The sequence below is a fragment of the Lysobacter sp. Root690 genome (assembly GCF_001427785.1).
Taxonomy (GTDB): Bacteria; Pseudomonadota; Gammaproteobacteria; order Xanthomonadales; family Xanthomonadaceae; genus Lysobacter.
In genome coordinates this window covers 356,906-372,249 of sequence record NZ_LMHM01000018.1, presented here as the reverse complement: position 1 = coordinate 372,249, position 15,344 = coordinate 356,906, and the positions used below count along the sequence as shown (strand labels likewise).

15 protein-coding genes are annotated in these 15,344 nt (G+C 66.0%); 4 read left to right on the top strand and 11 right to left on the bottom strand.

Going from position 1 to position 15,344, the window contains the following annotated elements; all coding sequences use genetic code 11:
• Positions 1 to 167 precede the first annotated feature (167 nt).
• Positions 168 to 1,076 (top strand): sulfate adenylyltransferase subunit CysD, encoded by a 909-nt coding sequence (cysD, locus tag ASD86_RS24745; protein ID WP_056117451.1) that lies wholly within the window; start codon positions 168 to 170, stop codon positions 1,074 to 1,076.
• Positions 1,076 to 3,070: a sulfate adenylyltransferase subunit CysN gene (cysN, locus tag ASD86_RS24740; protein WP_082578693.1), complete on the top strand. Its 1,995-nt coding sequence runs from the start codon at positions 1,076 to 1,078 to the stop codon at positions 3,068 to 3,070. The genes cysD and cysN overlap by 1 nt, the downstream gene beginning before the upstream one ends.
• Positions 3,071 to 3,186: 116 nt before the next feature.
• Here the strand turns inward: cysN and ASD86_RS24735 are convergent, their stop codons facing one another.
• The 10 genes from ASD86_RS24735 to ASD86_RS24690 form a co-directional block, all read right to left on the bottom strand.
• Positions 3,187 to 3,477: a GlsB/YeaQ/YmgE family stress response membrane protein gene (locus tag ASD86_RS24735; protein ID WP_235567895.1), complete on the bottom strand. Its 291-nt coding sequence runs from the start codon at positions 3,475 to 3,477 to the stop codon at positions 3,187 to 3,189.
• A gap of 149 nt (positions 3,478 to 3,626) precedes the next feature.
• Positions 3,627 to 4,166, bottom strand: coding sequence for a lipocalin family protein (locus ASD86_RS24730; RefSeq protein ID WP_056117447.1), 540 nt, complete (start codon positions 4,164 to 4,166; stop codon positions 3,627 to 3,629).
• On the bottom strand, positions 4,120 to 5,256 hold the full coding sequence (locus ASD86_RS24725) for a cyclopropane-fatty-acyl-phospholipid synthase family protein (protein WP_056117043.1): 1,137 nt from the start codon (positions 5,254 to 5,256) through the stop codon (positions 4,120 to 4,122). The genes ASD86_RS24730 and ASD86_RS24725 overlap by 47 nt, the downstream gene beginning before the upstream one ends.
• Positions 5,253 to 6,035: a DUF1295 domain-containing protein gene (locus ASD86_RS24720; RefSeq protein WP_056117444.1), complete on the bottom strand. Its 783-nt coding sequence runs from the start codon at positions 6,033 to 6,035 to the stop codon at positions 5,253 to 5,255. Before ASD86_RS24720 ends, ASD86_RS24725 begins: the two co-directional genes overlap by 4 nt.
• An 11-nt stretch (positions 6,036 to 6,046) precedes the next feature.
• Positions 6,047 to 6,601, bottom strand: a complete 555-nt coding sequence (locus tag ASD86_RS24715; RefSeq protein ID WP_056117441.1) for a DUF2878 domain-containing protein — start codon at positions 6,599 to 6,601, stop codon at positions 6,047 to 6,049.
• Positions 6,602 to 6,612: 11 nt separating this feature from the next.
• The gene (locus tag ASD86_RS24710) at positions 6,613 to 7,896 is read right to left on the bottom strand and encodes a cyclopropane-fatty-acyl-phospholipid synthase family protein (RefSeq protein ID WP_056117042.1); all 1,284 of its coding nucleotides are present in this window, start codon (positions 7,894 to 7,896) and stop codon (positions 6,613 to 6,615) included.
• Complete coding sequence (locus tag ASD86_RS24705; RefSeq protein ID WP_235567894.1) at positions 7,893 to 8,672, bottom strand: DUF1365 domain-containing protein; 780 nt, start codon at positions 8,670 to 8,672, stop codon at positions 7,893 to 7,895. The genes ASD86_RS24710 and ASD86_RS24705 overlap by 4 nt, the downstream gene beginning before the upstream one ends.
• The gene (locus ASD86_RS24700; protein ID WP_082578692.1) at positions 8,669 to 9,973 is read right to left on the bottom strand and encodes an FAD-dependent oxidoreductase; all 1,305 of its coding nucleotides are present in this window, start codon (positions 9,971 to 9,973) and stop codon (positions 8,669 to 8,671) included. Before ASD86_RS24700 ends, ASD86_RS24705 begins: the two co-directional genes overlap by 4 nt.
• Position 9,974: 1 nt before the next feature.
• The gene (locus ASD86_RS24695) at positions 9,975 to 10,874 is read right to left on the bottom strand and encodes an acyl-CoA desaturase (RefSeq protein ID WP_056117436.1); all 900 of its coding nucleotides are present in this window, start codon (positions 10,872 to 10,874) and stop codon (positions 9,975 to 9,977) included.
• Between the two features lie 187 nt (positions 10,875 to 11,061).
• Positions 11,062 to 11,865, bottom strand: a complete 804-nt coding sequence (locus ASD86_RS24690; RefSeq protein ID WP_157477103.1) for a hypothetical protein — start codon at positions 11,863 to 11,865, stop codon at positions 11,062 to 11,064.
• A gap of 328 nt (positions 11,866 to 12,193) precedes the next feature.
• Here ASD86_RS24690 and ASD86_RS24685 point away from each other — a divergent pair, with 328 nt between their 5' ends.
• Positions 12,194 to 13,033 carry an outer membrane beta-barrel protein gene (locus ASD86_RS24685; protein WP_056117038.1) on the top strand — a complete coding sequence of 280 codons (840 nt, stop codon included), beginning with the start codon at positions 12,194 to 12,196 and terminating at the stop codon, positions 13,031 to 13,033.
• A gap of 79 nt (positions 13,034 to 13,112) precedes the next feature.
• Here ASD86_RS24685 and ASD86_RS24680 read toward each other — a convergent pair whose 3' ends face one another.
• A complete protein-coding gene (locus ASD86_RS24680) occupies positions 13,113 to 14,606 on the bottom strand; it encodes a M20 family metallopeptidase (RefSeq protein WP_056117036.1) in 1,494 nt (497 codons plus the stop codon).
• Between the two features lie 222 nt (positions 14,607 to 14,828).
• Between ASD86_RS24680 and ASD86_RS24675 the strand changes: the two genes are divergently transcribed.
• Positions 14,829 to 15,167, top strand: coding sequence for a ComEA family DNA-binding protein (locus ASD86_RS24675; RefSeq protein ID WP_036110418.1), 339 nt, complete (start codon positions 14,829 to 14,831; stop codon positions 15,165 to 15,167).
• The last annotated feature ends 177 nt before the right edge of the window (positions 15,168 to 15,344 follow it).

Below are 15,344 nucleotides of genomic sequence, written 5' to 3'. Positions count from 1 at the left end.
GCCGCGTTGCAAGGACCGGGTTCACCGCTTCCGACTGGACGCCGCCGCGTCGTCCAGCCTGCCCTGGATACGCGGCCCTGCACCGAGTCCGTTGCCCGATGAGTGCGTCACCCGAACTGAGTCCGCTGTTCGACCCCGCCGCCGATGCGCCGCCGCCCGCGGGGCCTCTGTCGGCGCGGGCGTTGAGCCACCTCGACCGGCTCGAGGCCGAAAGCATCCACATCCTGCGCGAGGTTGCCGCCGAGTTCGCCAACCCGGTGATGCTGTATTCGGTCGGCAAGGACAGCTCGGTGCTGTTGCACCTGTTGCTCAAGGCGTTCTACCCGGCGCGTCCGCCGATTCCGCTGCTGCACGTCGACACCGGCTGGAAGTTCGGCGAGATGATCGCGTTCCGCGACCAGCGCGCGCGCGAGACCGGCGTCGATCTGCGCGTCCACATCAATCCCGACGGCCTGGCCCAGGGCATCGGCCCGGTCAGCCACGGCGCGGCGGTGCACACCGACGTGATGAAGACCCAGGGCCTCAAGCAGGCGCTGGACTGGAACAAATTCGACGCCGCGATCGGCGGCGCGCGCCGCGACGAAGAAAAGTCGCGGGCCAAGGAACGCATCTTCTCGTTCCGCAATCCGCAGCACCGCTGGGATCCGAAAAACCAGCGGCCGGAACTGTGGAGCCTGTACAACACACGCATCCACAGCGGCGAGAGCGTGCGTGTGTTCCCGATCTCGAACTGGACCGAGCTGGACGTGTGGCTGTACATCTATCGCGAAAAAATCCCGGTGCCGTCGCTGTACTTCGCCGCCGAACGTCCGGTGGTCGAACGCGAGGGCAGCCTGATCCTGGTCGATGACGAGCGCCTGCCGCTGCGCGACGGCGAAACCCCGCAAACCCGCAAGGTCCGCTTCCGCACCCTGGGCTGCTATCCGCTGACCGGCGCGATCGAATCGCAGGCCGACACGCTGGAGGCGATCATCGCCGAGATGCTGGTCGCCACCACCTCCGAACGACAGGGCCGGGTGATCGATCACGATCCGGGCGCTTCGATGGAACGCAAGAAGCAGGAAGGGTATTTCTGATGAAGCCGGGATTGGGGTTTCGGGATTCGGGATTTGCTGTGGAGCAGGACGTGGTGGCGGTTGATTCGAAGGCATCGGAAGCGAGGGTTCTGGCTTTTTCGAATCCCGAATCCCGAATCTCCAATCCCGCTGGCGATGCAATCGCCAGCTACCTGCAGCAGCACGAACACAAGAGCCAGTTGCGCTTCATCACCTGCGGCAGCGTCGACGACGGCAAGAGCACGCTGATCGGGCGGTTGCTGCACGACACCCAATTGTTGTTCGCCGATCAGCTCGCCGCGCTCGACGCCGACAGCCGCCGTCACGGCACCCGCAACGGCGAAGTCGATTTCGCGCTCTTGGTCGACGGCCTGGCCGCCGAGCGCGAGCAAGGCATTACCATCGACGTGGCCTACCGTTTCTTCGGCACCGAAAAGCGCAAGTTCATCGTCGCCGATTGCCCGGGCCACGAGCAGTACACCCGCAACATGGCGACCGGCGCGTCGACCGCGGACCTCGCGGTGGTGCTGGTCGATGCGCGCAAGGGCCTGCTGACCCAGACCCGCCGGCACAGCTACATCGTGTCGCTGCTCGGCATCCGCCATGTGCTGCTGGCGGTCAACAAGATGGACCTGGTCGATTTCGACGAGAGTGTGTTCGAACGTATCGTCGGCGAATACCGCGAACTCGCCGAAAAGCTCGGCATCGAACACGTGCAGGCGATCCCGTTGTCGGCGCTCAACGGCGACAACCTCATCGCCGCCTCTGCGGCGACGCCGTGGTACCTCGGGCCGAGCGTGCTCGAACACCTCGAAACGGTCGATGTAGCGCGCGATGCGTCCGCGCTCGGCCTGCGCCTGCCGGTGCAGTGGGTGAACCGTCCGCATCAGGATTTCCGTGGTTTCGCCGGCACCATCGCCGCCGGTTCGGTGCGTCCCGGCGACGAGATCGTCGCGCTGCCGTCGGGGCGTCGCTCGCGGGTGCAGCGCGTCGTCAGCGCCGACGGCGATCTGGCCCAGGCGACCGCGGGGCAGGCGATCACTCTGACCCTGGACGACGAACTCGACATCAGCCGCGGCGACATCATCGCCGCCGCGGCGCAACCGCCCGAAGTGGCCGATCAGTTCGCCGCGCACCTGCTGTGGATGGACAGCAAGCCGCTGCTGCCGGGCCGCTTCTATTGGCTCAAGATCGGCGCGCGCACGGTCAGCGCCAGCATCACCGAGATCAAGCACAAGATCGACGTCAACACCCAGGCGCAGCTCGCGGCGAAGCAGCTCGAACTCAACGAGGTCGCGTACTGCAATCTCGGCCTGGATCAACCGATCGCATTCGAGGCCTATCGCGACAATCGCGAGCTGGGCAGCTTCATCCTGATCGACCGCCAGACCAACGCCACCGTCGCCGCCGGCACTTTGGACTTCGCCTTGCGCCGCGCCGCCAATATCCATTGGCAGGCGGTCGACGTCGACAAGGCCGCGCGCGCGCGCAGCAAACAGCAGCGGCCGCGTTGCGTGTGGTTCACCGGCCTGTCGGGCTCGGGCAAGTCGACCATCGCCAATCTGGTCGACGCGCAATTGCATGCGCTGGGCCACCACAGCTTCATACTCGACGGCGACAACGTGCGCCACGGTCTCAACAAGGACCTGGGCTTCACCGATGGCGATCGGGTCGAGAACATCCGCCGCGTCGCCGAAGTTGCCAAGCTGATGACCGACGCCGGCTTGATCGTGCTGGTGAGCTTCATCTCACCGTTCCGCGCCGAGCGTCAGCTCGCGCGCGAATTGTTCGAGGACGGCGAATTCGTCGAAGTCCACGTCGACACGCCGCTGGCCGAAGCCGAGCGCCGCGACGTCAAGGGCCTGTACGCGAAGGCGCGCGCGGGCAAGATCCCGAACTTCACCGGCATCGATTCGCCGTACGAAGCGCCGCAGGCGCCGGAACTTCGGCTGGCGACGCTGGATGAAGATGCGCAAGCCCTGGCCCAGCGGGTGATCGATTACCTGCGCGATTGAGTTTGCGCGCCAGGCCATGGGGTCGCGAAGTAAACGCAAAAACAAAAACGCCCCGGCCTGAGCCGGGGCGTTCGCTTATCCATCGTCCGAACCCGGACGATCCGCGCGCGAAGAGCCTAACCCTTCGCCGTCTTGCTGCGGATCATCTCGTACAGGAACAACAGCACGATGGCGCAGATCACCGAGATGATGATCCCCATGAAGCCGCCGCCGGCATAGAACAGGCTGCCGATGTAGGCGCCGGCGATGCCGAGCAGGATCGTGAGGATCCAGCCCATCGGGTCGGCGCCGGGTTTGAAGAAGCGCGCGAGGATGCCGATGACCGCGCCGATGATGATCGTATAGATGATGCCGCCGGGCATGGTGTTGTCCTCCTGAGGGACGGGGTGTTGGTGCGGCTGGATCATGTGAGCGCGGGCGTCGCCGCCGCGTGAGGGCCGGGGCGGGACGCTGGTTCGCGGTTAAGCCATGAGCGTCATGGGTCCAGACGGAACCGGACGGCACGCTCGCCGGCAGCGTTTCGCGCGCGATACACCGCCGCTCAGGGTAATGCCGCTCAGGGCGACGCCTTCTCCGGCCATTGCTGCGGCACCTTGCGCAAGTCGTCGAGCGTGTAGCCCAGGCCGCGCAGACGTTCGAGATGCGCGTCGTAGTCGGCCTGGGGGATGCTCGGCGTGCGGGCCATGATCCACACATAGTCGCGCTTGCTGCGGCCGACGATGGTTTGCTGATAGGTCGGGTCGACGTAGACGATTACGTACTCGGCCTTGATCGGCCAGATGAACTGCATGCCCCAGATCGCGTTATGGGTACCGGGCCGCACATAGCCGACCGGATGCATGGTCTTGACCGGCTCGTCGAAACCGCCCTTGCGATAGCGGAAGGTGGTCCGCACCCGGCCGCGTTGGTCGAGCTTGTACGACTCGATCGCATTGAACGCCTCGCGCTCGGGACGCGAGGGAATATGCGCGATTACATACCAGTCGCCCATGAAGCGCGGCAGGTCGACCTGCGCCACCGGCGCGATGGGTTGCGCGTTGCCGGTGCAGCTAAGCAAGGGCAGCGCGAGCAGCAGCGTCAGACGTTTCAGCGGCATGGCCGTTCTCCAGGTTGCGGCGCGAAAACAGGTAGTGGGCGACCCCCCATTGCTGGCCCTCGTCGTAGCCGAACATCTCGGCGCAGGCCATCCAGAACATGCGCCAGCGTTGGAACCACAATGGCGCGGCGGCTTCGCCGTAAGCCGCTTCCAACGTATCCATGACCACGTCGCGGTTGCTGTCCTGGCGCGCCAGCCAGTGATCGGCGGTGCGTTGGTAATGACGTCCGTCCAGCAGCCAGCGTTGTTCCAGCGACAGGTGGCGCTGGAAACACAGCAGGGTGTCGGCCGAGGGCATCAGCCCGCCGGTGAAGAAATGCCGGCCCATCCAGTCGTCCTGGCCGTCGACTTCGAACGGATACAGCAGGTCGCGGTGACAGAACACATGCACGAACAGCTTGCCGTCCGGCCGCAGCCAGCCGGCGATGCGGCCCAGCAGGGTGTCGTAGTTGCGCATGTGTTCGAACATTTCGACCGAGACGCAGCGATCGAAGCGCATCGGGTCGAGGTTCAGCCGATTCACGTCCTCGGTGAGCACCAGCACGTTGCGCAGGCCGCGCTGGAAACACTGGGCCTGGATATGTTCGCGTTGCGGCCGCGAATTGGAGACCGCGACGATCTGCGCGTTCGGGAAGCGCTCGGCCATCCACAAGGTCAGCGAACCCCAACCGCAGCCGAGTTCGAGAATGTACTGGCCGTCGGCCAGCTCGGCGCGCTGCGCGTACAGCGCGAGCATCGCCTCTTCGGCCTGGTCCAGGGTTTCGTCGCCGCGCGGGTAGTAACAACACGAATACTTGAGCCGCGCGCCGAGGCAGTCGAGAAAGAATTGCGCGGGCAGTTCGTAATGCTGGCGGTTGGCCGCATCGGTGTGGATCGCGACCGGGCTGTGGCGCAGGTCCTCGATGCGCTGGCGATGGCGTTCGTACTGCGCCTGCACGCCGCCGACGCGCTCGTCGCGCAACCGCTGCGCGCACAGGCGGCGGATGCCCAGACGCACCAGCGCATCGGGCAGCGAGCCGCGTTCGGCCAGGCCCAGCAGGCCGGGCGCGGCGTGGTCGGGCGGATCGGATTGGTCCACGGCGATGTTCATGGCGAGGTCTCGGTTCGGGACGGCGAGCGGGGGAACCACGGAAACAGCATCGGCGTGCTGCGCTGGTAGGCGCGGTAGTCTTCGCCGCGGCTGCGCAGCGCTTGCGCTTCGGTGTACGGAATGCCGCTTATCCAGCGCAGGAATACGTACATCACCACCGGCCCGGCCCAGGCCCAGCCGGACAGCGGCGAGCCGACCGCGAAGCAGACGTAGGCGAGCCAGTGGGTCCACTCGAAGAAATAATTCGGATGCCGCGAATAGCGCCACAGACCTTCGCGGCAGGTGCGGCCGCGATTCGCCGGATCGGCGCGGAAGCGCGCGAGCTGGCGATCGGCCAGGCTTTCGCCAGCCACGCTGAGCAGCCAGATCGCCACGCCTGCGGCCAGCCACGCCGGCGCGAGGCGGCCGTTGAACGCCACCGCCAGGAACGGCAGCGCGAACAGTACGATCAGCGCGGCCTGGAACTGAAAGAACAAGAAGAACTTGCCCTGATGACCGTTCCAGTGCGAACGCAGATGCCGGTAGCGACCGTCCTCGGGTTCGTCGCGCACGCGCCGCCACAAATGCAGCGCCAGCCGCAATCCCCACACACCGCCGCACAGCGCCAGCACGATCCGCACAACGACATCGCCGGGACCGAACGCGGCCTGGAACATCGCGCCGAAACCGACCCCGCCAGCCCAGATCGCATCGACGATGCCGGCATTGTCGTGGCGGCGTTGCCACCACCAGCCCAGGCTCATCGCCACCGCGGCGATAGCCCACAGGCTCGCGACCATCGCCCAGGCATTCATCGCAGCACCTGCGCGTCGACGGTCAGCGGCATGCGATCAGCGCGCGACCAGCGCTGCGCTAACTGCGCGAGCACCGGCATCGCCACGCCCCAACCGAGCGCCAGCCATGCCAGCGCCGCCCAGCGCGGTGGGACGAATTCGACCGCATTCCAGCCGCGCGACGCGCCCAGATAGGCCAACGGCCCGCCGATCGCGCCGAACAGCGCGGCCAGCGCGACGCGGCCGTGCAGAAAACGCAGGGTGTGTGTCAGGGTCATCGCGAACGCGCACCACAGGCCGAGAATCCACACCGGCGCGAACGCGGTCGACGGCCACGGCGCCGCGTACGCCGCCGCGCCGCTCGCGGCGAGCGCGCCGTCGATCAATGCGCCGGCCGGCAATGCCACCGCGAGCAGGCGCGCGTCCGCGCCGCGGTGCTCGGACAGCGCCAGTTGCCACAGCACGAACACCGCCGCGGCCAAAACGCCCGGCCAAGCCAGCCCGCGCCCGGCCGCGATCACGGCGCAGAACCACACCAGTTGGTAACCGGCGAAATTCGCGAACCCTTTCATGCGCGCTTCGTTCATGCGCACAGCTCGCCTTCGGGCAGGCGCGCCGCGCGGCGATGGCCGGGCTTGGCCATCAGCATCTGCACCACGCCGATCGAGCGCTCGCGGAAGCCGCCTTCGCAATACGCCAGGTAGAACGTCCACATGCGGATGAAGCGTTCGTCGTAGCCCAGTGCGCGCACCTCGGCGAGCTTGGTCTCGAACCGGCGATGCCAGGCCTGCAGGGTCAGCGCATACGACGGGCCGAAATCGTCGAGCTGGACCAGGGCCAGATCGCTGGCGCGGGTCTTGGCCGCGAGCATGGCGTTGACCGACGGAATGAAACTGCCTGGAAACACATGGCGCTTGATGAAATCCACGCTGCGCAGCGCCTGCGCGTAACGGTGGTCTTCGATGGTGATCGCCTGCACCAGCGCCAAACCGTCGGGCTTGAGCAAGGCGCCGAGTTTGCCGAAGTAGGTGTCGAGGTAGGGCGCGCCGATCGCCTCGATCATTTCGATCGAGACCAGTTTGTCGTAACGGCCCTGCAGGTCGCGATAGTCCTGCAGCACTAATTCGACCCGATCGCCCAGCCCCGCCGCGGCGACGCGTTCGCTGGCCAGCCCATGCTGTTCCTGCGAGATGGTCGTGGTGGTGACGTGGCAGCCGTAATGCCTCGCCGCGTGCAGCGCGAACCCGCCCCAGCCGGTGCCGATCTCGATCACGCGTTCGCCGGGTTGCAGGGCGAGCTTGCGGCAGATCCGCTCGAGCTTGCGCAACGATGCGTCTTCCAGCGATTCATCCGGCGAGGCGAACACCGCCGAGGAATACATCAGGTCCGGCGACAGAAACGTGGCGAAGAATTCGTTGCCCAGGTCGTAATGCGCGGCGATGTTGCGACGGCTGCCGCCGCGGGTGTTGCGGCGCAGCGCGTTCCAGCCGCGCATCGCCCAGCCGCCCAGGCGCGCCAGGCCGGTTTCCATGCCGTCGAGCAGATCGCGGTTGCGCACCAGCAGGCGGATCAGCGCGACCAGATCGCTGCAATCCCATTGCGCATCCATGTACGACTCGCCCGCGCCGACGCTGCCGTTGGCGGCGATCGCGCGATAGAAACCGCCGTCGTGGACCCGGATCGTCACATCGATCGGATCGATACCGGCCGCTTCGCCGAGCACGACTTCGCCGCAGGCGTCGCGCAAGGTCAGACGGCCGCCGCGCAACCGCGCCATCTGCACGATCAGGCGTTGGCGCAGCCAGCGCTCGGCCAGCGGGTAGGCGGCGTTGGGTGTCGCGTTGAGTTCGTCGGCTCCGGGGATCATGGCAAGCCTCGCGCATTGCGCGGATGGTCGTGGACGGGATTGCGTTTGAGCCACAGGCGCAGCGCCTGCCAATGGATCGCGAGCATGACCTGCACGGTCATCAGCGGATAACGCCACAGCACCCGCGCCAGGCCTGCGCCGTCGCAGGGCCGGCGGCGCAGGCTCAAGGTGGCGGAAAATTCGCTGTGGTCTTCGCGCATCACGTCCATGTGCACCAGCAGATCGTCGCCGGGCGCGGTGAAGCGCCAGGCGTAGTCGCGCTGCATCGGCATGAACGGCGATACGTGGAAGGCCTTGGCGAACGACCACTCCAGCGCGCGTCCGCACGGCCGCGCCGTGTCGGCCGCCATCACATAGGCATGGCGCTCGCCCCACGGCGTGTTGGTGATTTCGGCGACGACGTAGTTCAGCGTGCAGCCGTCGTCGGCATAGCAGTAGTAGAAGCTGACCGGGTTGAACACGTAGCCGAAGTAGCGCAGATGGGTGAGCAGGCGGATCGGACCGGTCGGGCGTCGGCCGCAGTGCTGGAACACGCGCTCGCGCACCGCCTCGGCCAGCGGCAGTTCGCTTGGGCCGAGATAATCCTCGCGACGGAAACGGCCGATCGCGCCGCGTCGGGTCGACCACAGCCAGCGGCGACGGAACACCTGTTCGATTTCGTCCAGATCCAGGTACAACTGGGCGACCCGGTACTGGAACGCGTGAGCCTTCGGCGAACGCCTGCGATGACGCACCACGCCTTCGTAGATCGCGCTGATCAACGGCGCCGCGCTCACGCTGCTCTCCGCTCGACGCGGCCCGGCACGATCCGCTGATTCGGCTGACCGTAACGCGCGCTGCCTGCGGCGCCCAGTGCGGCGGCGACTTCGACCGCGCTGCGCATGCCGTCCTCATGAAAGCCCCAGCCCCAGTACGCCCCGGCGAACCAGGTGCGGCGCTGACCCTGAATCTCATGCTTGCGCCGTTGCGCCGCGACCGAGGGCAGGTCGTACACCGGATGTTCGTAACGCATGCGCCGCAGGATCTTGTCCGGGTCGATCGCCGCGCTGCGGTTCAACGTGACCACCAACGGCTCTGGCGACTCGATCCCTTGCAGCAGATTCATGCAATAGCTGACCGTACAGGCGGCGGCCGGCTCGCGCGGAACATGCGCGTTCCACGCTGCCCAGGCCTTGCGCCGCCGCGGCAACAGCCGCGCGTCGGTATGCAGCACGGTGTCGTTAAGTTGATAGCGCATCGCGCCGAGAATTTCGCGCTCGTTATCGTCGGCGTCTTCGAGAAGGCGCAGGGCCTGATCGCTGTGGCAGGCCAGCACGACCTGATCGAAACGTTCTTCGCCGGCATCGCTCACCACGCTGACCCCATCTTCGTCGCGGCGCAGCGCGCGCACCGGGCAGGCGGTACGTTCGTGCACGTTCCAGCGCGCGCGCAACGCCTGCACATAGCGATCCGAACCGCCTTGCACCACCCTCCACTGCGGCCGCCCGGCGACCTGTAGCATCTGGTGATTGGCCATGAACTGGACCAGATACCGCGCCGGGAACGACAGCACGCCCTGTGCCGGAGTCGACCACAATGCCGAGGCCATCGGCAGCAGATGCTCGTCGCGGAACGCGTCGCCGTAACGGTTCGCGTGCAGGTATTCGCCCAACGTCGGACCGACGCCGTCGCTGGCGAGCAACTCGGGCGATTCGCGGTAGAAACGCAGCAGGTCCCGCACCATGCCGAGGAAGCGCGGCGACAGCAGATTACGACGTTGGCAGAACAGGCCGTCGAGGCTGCCGGCGTTGTATTCCACGCCGCTGAGTTCGCTGTGGACCGAGAAACTCATGGTGGTCGCTTGCGACGGCACTTCCTGCTCTTCGAACAGGCGCGACAGCAGCGGATAGTGAGTCGGGTTGAATACGATAAAACCCGTGTCGACGCGGTAGTCGCGGCCGTGCAGGCGAATATCGTGGGTGTGGGTGTGGCCGCCGATGCGGTCGGCGGCCTCGAACAAGGTCACCTCGTGCTCGCGCTGCAACAACCACGCCGTGGCGAGGCCGGAAATGCCGGAACCGACGATGGCGATGCGCATTTCAGGCCCTCGCCCTGGCCGCGACCCAGGCCGGAATCGGCTTGAGATCGCGCACCAATCCCAGCAGCGCCATCAGCCGCAGGCCGTAATAGGTCAGGTCGATTTCCCACCAGCGAAAGCCCTGGCGCACCGTGCCCGGATAGAAATGATGGTTGTTGTGCCAGCCTTCGCCGAAGGTGATCAGCGCCAGCCACAGGTTGTTGCGGCTGTCGTCCTTGGTGTCGAAACGGCGCTTGCCATAGCGATGGGCCAGCGAATTGATCGTGACCGTGGCGTGGAATAGCACCGTGGTCGAAACGAAAAACCCCCAGACCAACATTTGAGAACCGCTGGTGCCGAGCTGCGGCGCGAGGCGCTGCAACAAGGCGCCCAGTCCGAACAGCGCCGCCGCGAGCAGCACCGGCACCAGCGTATCGTAGCGATCGAGCACGCGAAGTTCGGGGAACTTGGCCAGATCGGGCACGCGTTCGAGCTCGGTGCGGAACGCGCGCGGAGTGAGGAACCAGCCGACATGGCTGCGCAGGAAGCCGTACACGGTCGGCGAATGCGGATCCAGCGCGGTCTCGGTATGGCGATGATGATTGCGGTGATGCGCCGCCCACCACAGCGGGCCGCGCTGCACGCTGGATGCGCCGATCAGCGCGAACACGAACTGCATCGCGCGCGAGGTGCGAAAGGTCTTGTGCGAGAAATAGCGATGGTAGAACGCGGTCAGCGCGAACATGCGGATCGCGTACATCGCCGCGGCCACGATCAGCGCGATCGGCGACACGCCTACCCACAGCACCGCGATGCAGGCCAGGTGCATGGCGATGAACGGCGAGGTGCGCAGCCAGTCGATGCGATCGGCGCGGGCCTCGTCCAGCGGCGCCTGGGTGTCGGTATCGATCCAGCGGCGCACGGTCGCCGTCGCCCGCTGCCAGCGCGTCGCGCGCGGCGCGGACGTCGACGGCAAGACGGCGCCGTCGAGCGTCGAGGGATAGCCGGGGTCGAGCGACATGCCGTGCTCCGATGCGATGCGTTACCGGGGTCTACGACGGATGCGCGTGGTTGGATGCACTCGCGGCGGGGCTAATGACGATCGAGGCTCAGCTGGCCGCGCCCGCGCAACTGCTCGCCAGCGCTTGCGTCTGCGCGGCCTGGCGGTCGGCGCCGTCGGACTTCGTGGGCGGGGCGAATTCGATGCGCACGTTCTGATAACGGCCGGCGGAATCGCGGATGGTGGCGATGCCGCGGAATTCCAGCAGCCGGCGGTCGGCGACCGCATAACGCAGCTCGATCGGCGGAATCGCGAAGCCGTACCACGTGTCCAGCACCATGCGCAGACGGCGCTCCGATGCGGCATCGTTCGCCTGCTTGAGCGGTTCGATCCTGAAATCCAGGAACGACGCGCGGCTGGGCAACAGGAACGGCGCCGCGATCGGCTTCTTCGCCGACAGCGCATCCCAGCGGCTGCGGATCATCGCATCGAAACCGGCATCGATGATCGCGCCGGAACGTTCGGGCAAGGCGGTCTCCTTGCGCGCGGCCGCGGCGCTCTTGCGGGTGTAGACATAGCGCCGTCCCTGTCGGGTCGACGCGCCTTCCTCATAGCCGTCGCGCGCATCGACGAAGTCGAAGTCGGGCGCGGTGGCGCTGGGCGAGTCGCTGACTACTTTTCTCGCGAACGCGCCGCCGCGGGGACAGCGATAAAGCACCAGGCGTTGCCGCACGCCACCGCTGGCATAGAGCCAATGGGTTTCGCGATAAAGCACGCGCTTACTGTCGGACGCATAGGCCACGCCTTCGTAGCGTTCGTCGGCGGAAGCGGTAGCCGCGGCCAACAGCCATAGCGTCGCCGCCGAGACGAGCGCAATACGACGGCCGGAATCCAGAAACCCGCATGTACGCATCAGCGCTCGCCTTGGCGGCCGATGGCCGGCTATGCGGTTGATACGACGATGCACTTGACCCGGATGCGCAGCCAGACTGAACCGCCTGAACGATGTGCCATGGCTCGCGTGGCTGAACACAACAAGGGAAAGAAAAGCGAGATCAAACCTCGATCGCGTTCGTGTATCCAACGAAATAGTTCGATTTTCTGCATCCCATCGCCATGGACCTGCGTACAGCCAACCAACCCGTGCAGTTAATCGGAGTGTAGTTCGCGCCGACGTACGGCCCTCGCAAGCGATCCGCGCCAGTTCCGCGCGGCAAGACCACAACCTATGGAGAGTGATCATGAAAGCGGAATACCTCGCATCGATCGCGGTCGCCGTGATGGCGGCCAGTGCAACACCGGCTTACGCGCAATCGGCTGAGCAGGACTGGAGCGGTTTCTATTTCGGCGGCAACCTCGGTGCGTCCGAGCCCAACGGCAGCGGCGGGCGGATTTCGTTCGACAACAACCTCGACGGCGGCTACGGCGATACGGTGCGCACCGCGGCCGGCGCGGACGCGTTCTCGCCTGGATTCTGCGACGGCGCCGCGGGCGGTCGCACACCGGCCTCAGGTTGCAGCGACGACAAGGGCGGCGCCGACTACGGTTTGCGTGCGGGCTACGATTGGCAGAGTGGCCGCCTGGTGTTCGGCCTGGTCGCCGAATACACCCAGGGCGATTCGCGCGACAGCGTATCGGCGTTCAGCACCACGCCGGCGTTCTACACCATGACCCGCGATCTCGACACCACCACTGCCTTGCGCGGCCGGGTCGGCTGGACCTTCGGCGGGCAGGGCGATTATCTGCTCTACGCCACCGCCGGCGCGGTGCGGGCCAAGATCGATCACCTCTTCAGCACCAGCAACACCGCCAACGCGTTCGCCTTGCGCGGCGACGACGAGGTCGACGGCTGGCAGGCCGGCGTCGGCATCGAGCGCAAGGTGCTCGATCATCTGTCGCTCGGCCTGGAGTATCTGTACAGCCGCGTCGACGACGACGATTTCCGCGTCGGCGTATCGCGCGGCACGGCGCCGGCCAACAATCCGTTCCTGCTGGTCAACGCCAACGGCACCGATTTCCGCCGCAGCGACAGCGATTTCGAATTCGGCAGTCTGCGCCTGACCGCGACCTATCGCTTCTGATCGCTTCGATCGGCGTTTCGAAACGAAGAAGGCGAGCCATCGGGCTCGCCTTCTTTATCTGACGAATGCTGCGAACGACTCAGCAGCAACCATGCCCGCCATGACGATCGCCGCTGTCGGCGACCGCGCCCACGCCGGTGGTTTCACCGCGCTGACTGGCCTGATGATGCTCGGCGACCACGCGCGCAACGCAGGCGGTGACGCGCTTGCCCATCGGGATGTGCAGGAATTCGTTCGGGCCGTGCGCGTTGGAATGCGGACCCAGCACTCCGGTGATCATGAACTGCGCTCCCGGGAATTTTTCGCCGAGCATGCCCATGAACGGAATCGAGCCGCCTTCGCCCATGTACATCGCCGGCTGGCCGAAAAAGTCGCGGCTGGAGGTATCGATCGCCTTCGACAACCACGACGACATCGCCGGTGCGTTCCAGCCACTGGACGACTTCTCGAGTTCCAGAGTGACCTGCGCGCCGTTCGGCGGATCGCGCAGCAGCACTTCCTTCAACAATTCACCGGCGCGCTTGCCATCCAGCGTCGGCGGCAGACGCAGCGACAGCTTCACCGAGGTGTGCGGACGCAGCACGTTGCCGGCCGAAGCCAGCGGCGGCATGCCGTCCACGCCGGTCACCGACAGCGCCGGACGCCAGGTGCGGTTGAGCACCAGCTCCGACAGATCCTCGGCCATCGGCTTCATGCCCGGCAGGAACGGGAATTTGTCGTAGATCTCGGTGCCGAGCACCTTGGCGGCCTGACGCGCCTGCTCCAGGCGTTCTTCGGGCACGTCGACGTACAGGCCTTCGATCAGAATCTTGCCGCTGGTCTCGTCTTCCAGGCGCGACAGCAACTGGCGCAGCAGGCGGAAGCTCGACGGCACCACGCCGGAGGCATCGCCTGAATGCACGCCTTCGCTGAGCACCTTGACGGTGAAATTGCCGCCGGCCAAGCCGCGCAGCGAGGTCGTGCACCACAGTTGGTCGTAATTGCCGCAGCCCGAGTCCAGGCACACCACCAGCGACGGCTTGCCGATGCGTTCGGCCAGATGATCGACATAGGCCGGCAGGTCGTAGCTGCCCGATTCCTCGCAAGCCTCGATCAGGATCACGCAGCGCGAGTGCGGGATCTGCTGTTCCTGCAGCGCCAGGATCGCCGCCAGCGAGCCGAAGATCGCGTAACCGTCGTCGGCGCCGCCGCGGCCGTACAGCTTGTCGCCCTTGATCACCGGCTTCCACGGGCCCAGATCGTCGTCCCAGCCGGTCATCTCCGGCTGCTTGTCGAGGTGGCCGTACAGCAACACGCAGTCTTCGTCACTGCCGCCGTGAGCGGCCGGAATATCGATGAAGATCAACGGCGTGCGGCCTTCCAGGCGCACCACCTCGACCTGCATGCCCGGAATCGACTGGGCCTTGGCCCAGGACTCCATCAGCTTGACCGCATCGTCCATGTAGCCGTGCTGGACCCAGTCGGCGTCGAACATCGGCGACTTGTTGGGAATGCGGATGTATTCGACCAACTGCGGGACGATTTCGTCGTCCCACTTCTGGCTTACGTAGCGATCGACCTTGCTGGCGTCCATGGGGCTGGGCCTTGGAAACGGGGAAAGGCGCCAGTTTACCCCTCCCGGGCCGTGTAGGACTTTTCCTACCCTGCGCTGCGGCTCTGCCCGACTTCATTGAGGCCGGCTTGGCGATAACCTGATCCCGTCGAGACATGGAGACTGTCTCCACCGGCGGACACAAGGACTCAGGGACGTAAGGCCGCCGGTTCGGAATGGAATCCAAATCTCAGGAGCTGAATCATGAAATCGTTTGCCCTTATCGCCAAGTCGCTGGTCCTGTCGCTGATGCTCGCCGGCAGTGCCTTCGCCTCTGAACAGGTCAATATCAACAGCGCCGACGCGGCCACACTGGATCGTGTGTTGCTCAACGTCGGAGCGTCCAAGGCCGAGGCCATCGTCGCGTATCGCAAGGCCAATGGAGCCTTCCGCAGCGTCGAACAGCTGGCCCTGGTCAAGGGGATCGGTCTGAAGACGGTGGAAAAGAACCGGGATCGCATCGTGGTCGGTGGCGCGCCGCAAGGCCGTCCGACCAACACAGCCGGAGCCATCGCGGCGCCGCGCTCTGCCAGTAAGCGTTGAAACTAGTCTGCCGGACACCGTAAGGACGCGGAGCTGGCAGTTGATCGGGCAAGGAGGCCCGGTAGGATTCGGGGGGAGGTCCCTGGACACGGAAGTACGTCGCCCCGCCGCAGAAGGATCTGCGGCGGGGCACATCTGTTTTTGGGGCCGGGATTTGGGATTTGGGATTCGGGAATC

Coding starts and splice junctions, on each gene's coding strand:
- ASD86_RS24730 (WP_056117447.1), bottom strand. CDS start 4,166: ATGCCGCTGAAACGTCTGACGCTGCTGCTCGCGCTGCCCTTGCTTAGC.
- ASD86_RS24715 (WP_056117441.1), bottom strand. CDS start 6,601: ATGAAAGGGTTCGCGAATTTCGCCGGTTACCAACTGGTGTGGTTCTGC.
- ASD86_RS24685 (WP_056117038.1), top strand. CDS start 12,194: ATGAAAGCGGAATACCTCGCATCGATCGCGGTCGCCGTGATGGCGGCC.
- ASD86_RS24735 (WP_235567895.1), bottom strand. CDS start 3,477: ATGATCCAGCCGCACCAACACCCCGTCCCTCAGGAGGACAACACCATG.
- cysN (WP_082578693.1), top strand. CDS start 1,076: ATGAAGCCGGGATTGGGGTTTCGGGATTCGGGATTTGCTGTGGAGCAG.
- ASD86_RS24690 (WP_157477103.1), bottom strand. CDS start 11,865: ATGCGTACATGCGGGTTTCTGGATTCCGGCCGTCGTATTGCGCTCGTC.
- ASD86_RS24680 (WP_056117036.1), bottom strand. CDS start 14,606: ATGGACGCCAGCAAGGTCGATCGCTACGTAAGCCAGAAGTGGGACGAC.
- ASD86_RS24725 (WP_056117043.1), bottom strand. CDS start 5,256: ATGAACATCGCCGTGGACCAATCCGATCCGCCCGACCACGCCGCGCCC.
- ASD86_RS24710 (WP_056117042.1), bottom strand. CDS start 7,896: ATGATCCCCGGAGCCGACGAACTCAACGCGACACCCAACGCCGCCTAC.
- ASD86_RS24675 (WP_036110418.1), top strand. CDS start 14,829: ATGAAATCGTTTGCCCTTATCGCCAAGTCGCTGGTCCTGTCGCTGATG.
- ASD86_RS24700 (WP_082578692.1), bottom strand. CDS start 9,973: ATGCGCATCGCCATCGTCGGTTCCGGCATTTCCGGCCTCGCCACGGCG.
- ASD86_RS24720 (WP_056117444.1), bottom strand. CDS start 6,035: ATGGTCGCGAGCCTGTGGGCTATCGCCGCGGTGGCGATGAGCCTGGGC.